A 282-nucleotide genomic window follows, 5' to 3' on the forward strand; every position below is an offset into this window, starting at 1 on the left:
TCTTAAAAGTGGCATATGAAACCATCTTGGTTCTTTCCAACCAAATGCTTTATATAATTGAACGTGTTTAGGTGTTGAAGCTATCCACTCTTCAGCACGAATAACATCTGTAATTCCCATTAAATAGTCGTCCACTATATTTGCTAAATGATATGTAGGAAATCCATCTGATTTTAACAGCACTTGATCATCAATTTTACTATTTTCAAATACTATGTCTCCTCTTAATCTGTCTTTTACAATAGTTTGTCCATCATATGCCACTTTTAAGAAATGCAGATA

Annotated in this window: 1 protein-coding gene; it reads right to left on the reverse strand. The window is 32.3% G+C overall.

Going from position 1 to position 282, the window contains the following annotated elements; translation table 11 throughout:
• A partial coding sequence (locus tag AWT63_RS03250; RefSeq protein ID WP_231723215.1) for a glutamate--tRNA ligase family protein occupies positions 1 to 282 on the reverse strand: 282 nt, incomplete at both ends.

Source organism: Caviibacter abscessus (genome assembly GCF_001517835.1).
Classification (GTDB): Bacteria; Fusobacteriota; Fusobacteriia; order Fusobacteriales; family Leptotrichiaceae; genus Caviibacter; species Caviibacter abscessus.